The 4674-nt window shown below is 45.6% G+C and carries 4 protein-coding genes; 3 read left to right on the top strand and 1 reads right to left on the bottom strand.

The genetic code is table 11. The features are described from left to right. The first annotated feature begins 563 nt into the window (after nucleotides 1-563). From F6K49_RS35695 to F6K49_RS35705, 3 genes are all read left to right on the top strand, one after another. Nucleotides 564-1928, top strand: coding sequence for a DNA cytosine methyltransferase (locus F6K49_RS35695; protein ID WP_293104395.1), 1365 nt, complete (start codon nucleotides 564-566; stop codon nucleotides 1926-1928). A 196-nt stretch (nucleotides 1929-2124) separates the two neighbouring features. Then, nucleotides 2125-2331 (top strand): hypothetical protein, encoded by a 207-nt coding sequence (locus F6K49_RS35700; RefSeq protein WP_293020159.1) that lies wholly within the window; start codon nucleotides 2125-2127, stop codon nucleotides 2329-2331. A 485-nt stretch (nucleotides 2332-2816) separates the two neighbouring features. After that, on the top strand, nucleotides 2817-3140 hold the full coding sequence (locus F6K49_RS35705; protein ID WP_293104398.1) for a hypothetical protein: 324 nt from the start codon (nucleotides 2817-2819) through the stop codon (nucleotides 3138-3140). On the opposite strand, the gene F6K49_RS35710 is transcribed toward F6K49_RS35705, so the two are convergent. Continuing rightward, nucleotides 3089-4459: an S-layer family protein gene (locus F6K49_RS35710; RefSeq protein WP_293104401.1), complete on the bottom strand. Its 1371-nt coding sequence runs from the start codon at nucleotides 4457-4459 to the stop codon at nucleotides 3089-3091. The genes F6K49_RS35705 and F6K49_RS35710 overlap by 52 nt on opposite strands. Nucleotides 4460-4674: the final 215 nt, after the last annotated feature.

Here is a 4674-nt window from a genome sequence, read left to right on the forward strand (position 1 = left end):
CCATAGCTCGTAATTTTACACTCAATTTATACCGTGACCAAATGTTTAAAAATATGGCACAAGCTCAACGACTTTGTTCTTTTGGTCTAGACACGCTTAAGCAACTTTTTAGAATGAAATAGCCCTGGGGAGTAGGGAGTAGGGAGTAGGGAGTAGGGAGATGGGGAGATGGGGAGATGGGGAGATGGGGAGATGGGGAGATGGGGAGATTTTTATTAAGGGTAATTGTTACAACATGATATTATAATTCTATTTTTATGAGTGTTTTTGCATCCATTGAGATCCACCCTTAGGGAGTAGGGAATATGGAATCAAAATTATCACAATTCCTAAACGGATTGCTATTACTAGTCGCGACATTAATGTGAATCGTAAAAAAGAGCACTAACTAAGGTATGGTAGACAATAGTGTTTTCTTACTGATCAACCATTATAGATAAGCAAGTGTCCATTTAATTGGCCTATTGTCTATGCAGCGCGATGTGACAAGCTTTTTCATTACCTATTCCCTGTTCCCTGTTCCGAAGCGTGCAGCGCAATAAAATTAGATTACCATAAACGGCATGGCCAATTTCCCTCATCGACCGTTAGCCGTTGATTTATTTGCTGGTGCTGGTGGTTTCTCCCTAGGGATTGAGCAGGCGGGGTTTGATGTTGCCCTCGCCGTTGAACAAGACCCAATTCATGGGGCAGTGTATGCCTTCAATTCCCCCCAAACCAAGGTTTTATGTACCGACATTACTACCCTGTCTGGTCAGGAAATTCAGAAAGCCCTGAGGGAGTGGGCAACTGAAAGGGGGCAAAACCAAGACTGTAATCAAGACTGTACAGAGGTTTCATCGAAGGTTTCTACCATTGATCTAGTCATTGATCTAGTGATTGGTGGACCCCCTTGTCAGGGATTCTCCTTGATCGGTAAGCGTCAAGTAGATGATGCACGCAATAATTTAGTGTTTGAGTTCTGCCGTTTGGTCAAAGAACTCCAACCACGCTATTTTGTGATGGAGAATGTTCCAGGCTTAGCTCAGAAGAAATACCAAGACCTGTTCGAGCAGCTAATCAGCGAGTTTAAAGCAGCTGGCTACACCATAACTGAGCCAGTCAAGGTCTTGAATGCAGCAGATTTTGGCGTGCCTCAAAAACGGCGGCGGTTGTTTTTACTGGGTTCTAGGCTTGGGGAAACACCAGTGGCTTATCCTGACTCAGAACTAGGCTCTCACCAATGGGTAACTGTTAAGGATGCGATCGCAGACTTGCCTAACTTAGATGATTTTCCCGAACTCCAGAAAACCGATTGTGTTGAACTAACACCAGAACAGCTAGACCTGCTCCAAGCTTTAGCCATGCCCTATGTAGAAAAGTTAAGGGATATAATCACCGAGCCTGGTAACTTTGCCTATCCCCGCCAGTGGAATCCTCAACTATTGACCAGTTCCCTGCAAACCCAGCACACGGAAGCCTCTATTGAGCGGTTTAGAAACACACCCATGGGCGAGGTAGATACTACCAGTCGCTTACGACGCTTACACTGGGATCAACCATGCCATACCCTAAGAGCAGGTACTGGTTATAAAAACGGTCGCTACACCTCTCCTCGCCCCATTCATCCTGATTATCCACGGGTCATCTCGGTGCGAGAGGCCGCTAGACTGCACTCATTTCCAGATTGGTTTCGCTTCCACCAGACCAAATGGCATGGATTTCGACAGGTCGGTAATGCTGTACCACCACGATTAGGACGGGTTTTGGGTAAACAAATTATGACAGCCTTGGCCCTTGAACCATCAGTGCCAACCACAACTATCAAGCTCTCAGATACGAAATTATTAGCCTTTAGACAGTTCCAGGCATCTAAGTATTGGACTATAGTGATATTTATTCCTTTTTTAGTCTGCTGCTTCCCATCTCCGATCGTTCTCTTCTCCTAGAATCAACATGCTGTATATCACGACCGTCAACGCTGATCGGCTACTAGTCTGCCATCGTTGTAACTCAGATCACAGGTTAACCCCTATCCCATCACCACAAATTTTGATCTCGAATCACTACTAGCTAGGACTCTCTCTCACAGACTATCTCTTCAAAATTGCCGATAGTTAAAATTACAGAGATTATGTGGAGCCCATGAAACCCTCTCAAGTGATCTTCCCCAAATTCCCAGTGCAGCACATAGCTAAGCGTATTATTCATATGCGCCAAATTACCCGCATTGACCAACAGCTCTTTATGTCAGCTTTACTAGCCAAGGCATCACTTTCACTAGAAGAGCAAACCCTAGTCCAAGAGATTTATGACGGTTTGAACCGTGGATTGATTCGAGTAGTGGAATAAACTATATCACTTCTGATCATGAGGGTCAAACCAATCAATTCTAGGGGCGCTTCCCTTGCGCCCGAACCCTGTGCGCTCTTAAACCTGTGGTCGGCAGCAAGTGATATCATGTGCGGTTGAATACTTACACGCTTGCGCCGAATCGAAGGCAGAAAGCAGCTATGCTGAAGTAAAGGAGTAAGGTTTAATCCCAGAAGGTTTTTTATCACTAATTATCCGGACATAATATCAAACAACCCCCAACCTGGAATTATATCATCTCCGCATAATTACTCTTAATACAAATTTTTCCGAGCACCTGAGCACCCGATCAACCCATCTGCTAGTAAAGCATGACTACCTAGATCTAAAAGAGATCAGTGTCAACTCAGTTTTTGTTATTATTAGATTTTGTGAGTTGATAGTTGCATTGAACTCTGGCTGATCGTGTATTGTCAGCCAGGTGCAACTTTTCTTGGCATTGCTGAATCGAGGGATGAATATCAGTGGGGTGGGCATCCTGCCTGCCGGATAATTGTAACGGGCAAGATGCCCGTTCCACAAAAGATGCCCGTTCCACAAAAGATGCCCGTTCCACAAAAGATGCCCGTTCCACAAAAGATGCCCGTTCCACAAAAGATGCCCGTTCCACAAAAGATGCCCGTTCCACCGATTCCCAAGGCGGGATACTGGCAAGATGCCAGTTCCACCGATTCCCAAGGCAGGATACTGGCATCTTGCCCGTTCTACCGATTCCCGATTCCCTACTCCCTACTCCCTACTCCCTACTCCCTACTCCCGAATGGCAATCAAGATTGGGCAATATCTGATCAACAGGAGTACCCCTAAACGGATGGGCGGTCAGAATAATCGTGCCATCCTTTGCTGTTACCCAGCCTTGGGCTTCGATAATCACTTTTTTTTCTTGGGGAGGTTGAGGCTGTGTTACTGAAGGTTGCTGCTGTAATCGTTGTCTGCTGGTGCTGGCTAAGCCAGGACGAGTTCGCCACCCCACTGTTCTGTGGGCATTAATCACTGGATTCTCTGGAGTTGGTGGTAAACCCCCTTTGCCAGTAATGATAAAGGAACTGCCCCCAGCAATCCGATTATTCTCAAAGCCACAAAGGTCATTGGCCAGGATCGCTTCTGCATCTACCGGGCTTCCTGGCAACTCGGTTAAGCCTGAGGTGGGGTCTACCTGGGAGATATTGAGGATTACTTCACCGCTGAAAGATGAGCCAAGAGTGGAGGTGGAAGTGATGTCATTGTCTGGAGTTTCACGGTCGCGAAACTCTAAACCAAAGATGCCTTGGGCATTAATCTCAACACTACCTCCTGGGCCTTCTTCAGCATTAGCGGTGATATCGCTATTTCCCAGACCGACTAAGGTATCAGTATTAATTGTTATATTTCCGCCAGTTGCATTTTGGGCGTTAGTAGTAATCTTGCTTTCGTTAAGGAGTCGGATGTTACGGGAAAATAGAGTAATATTGCCTTGATCTCCTGCTGTTTCTGCTGCGATGATTCCATTGTTGTTAAGGAAGATAGAGTTGGCATTAATCTTTACCTGCCCGGCTGAAGTTCTCTGTTCAAAACTTCTAGCACTAACTTCTGCTCCATCAGAGATTATTAACTTGTCAGTGGTAATATTCAACAACTCTCCGGCATTTCCTGTGCCTTCAGTTAGAGTAAACAAGCCGCTGGGAAACTCACCATCGGCTGAGGTACTAGTACCAATGATTTGAACACTAGAGGAGGCATTGACAGTCACATTTCCCCCGTCCCCTTGACCAAAAGTGGCAGCTGAAACTTGTGCTCCATCTTTGACAATTAACTTGCCAGTGGTAATATTGAGATCTCCCGCTTTTCCTTTCCCTTGAGTTTGAGTAGACAAGCGACTGAGACGCCGACCATCAGCTGAGGTACCAATCACTTGAACCGTAGAGGAAGTATTCACATTCAAATCTCCCCCATTCCCTTCACCAAAAGTGCCAGCTGAAACTTGTGCTCCATCAGATACAATTAATTGCCCAGTGTTAATACTCAAATTTTGCGCATTTCCTATCCCTTCAGTTTGAGTAAACAAGCCGCTGGAAATCCTGCCATCGGCTGAGGTACCAATCAGTTGAACAGATTCAGAGGCATCCACAGTCAAATTTCCCCCATCCCCTTCACCAACAGTGGCAGCTGAAACTTGTGCTCCATCAGATACAATTAATTGCCCAGTGGTAATATTTAGAGCTGATTTGTAAACAAAAGCTTAAGAAGCTAATCGGCGAGTCATTAAACGAATGAGCGAGCCTCCCGATCATCGCTTCGCGCTTTGGTCGTGTACAACTCATAATCTTTACTCAAACGCCGAAA

The sequence above is a fragment of the Moorena sp. SIO3I6 genome (assembly GCF_010672095.1).

Coding starts and splice junctions, on each gene's coding strand:
- F6K49_RS35695 (WP_293104395.1), top strand. CDS start 564: ATGGCCAATTTCCCTCATCGACCGTTAGCCGTTGATTTATTTGCTGGT.
- F6K49_RS35700 (WP_293020159.1), top strand. CDS start 2,125: ATGAAACCCTCTCAAGTGATCTTCCCCAAATTCCCAGTGCAGCACATA.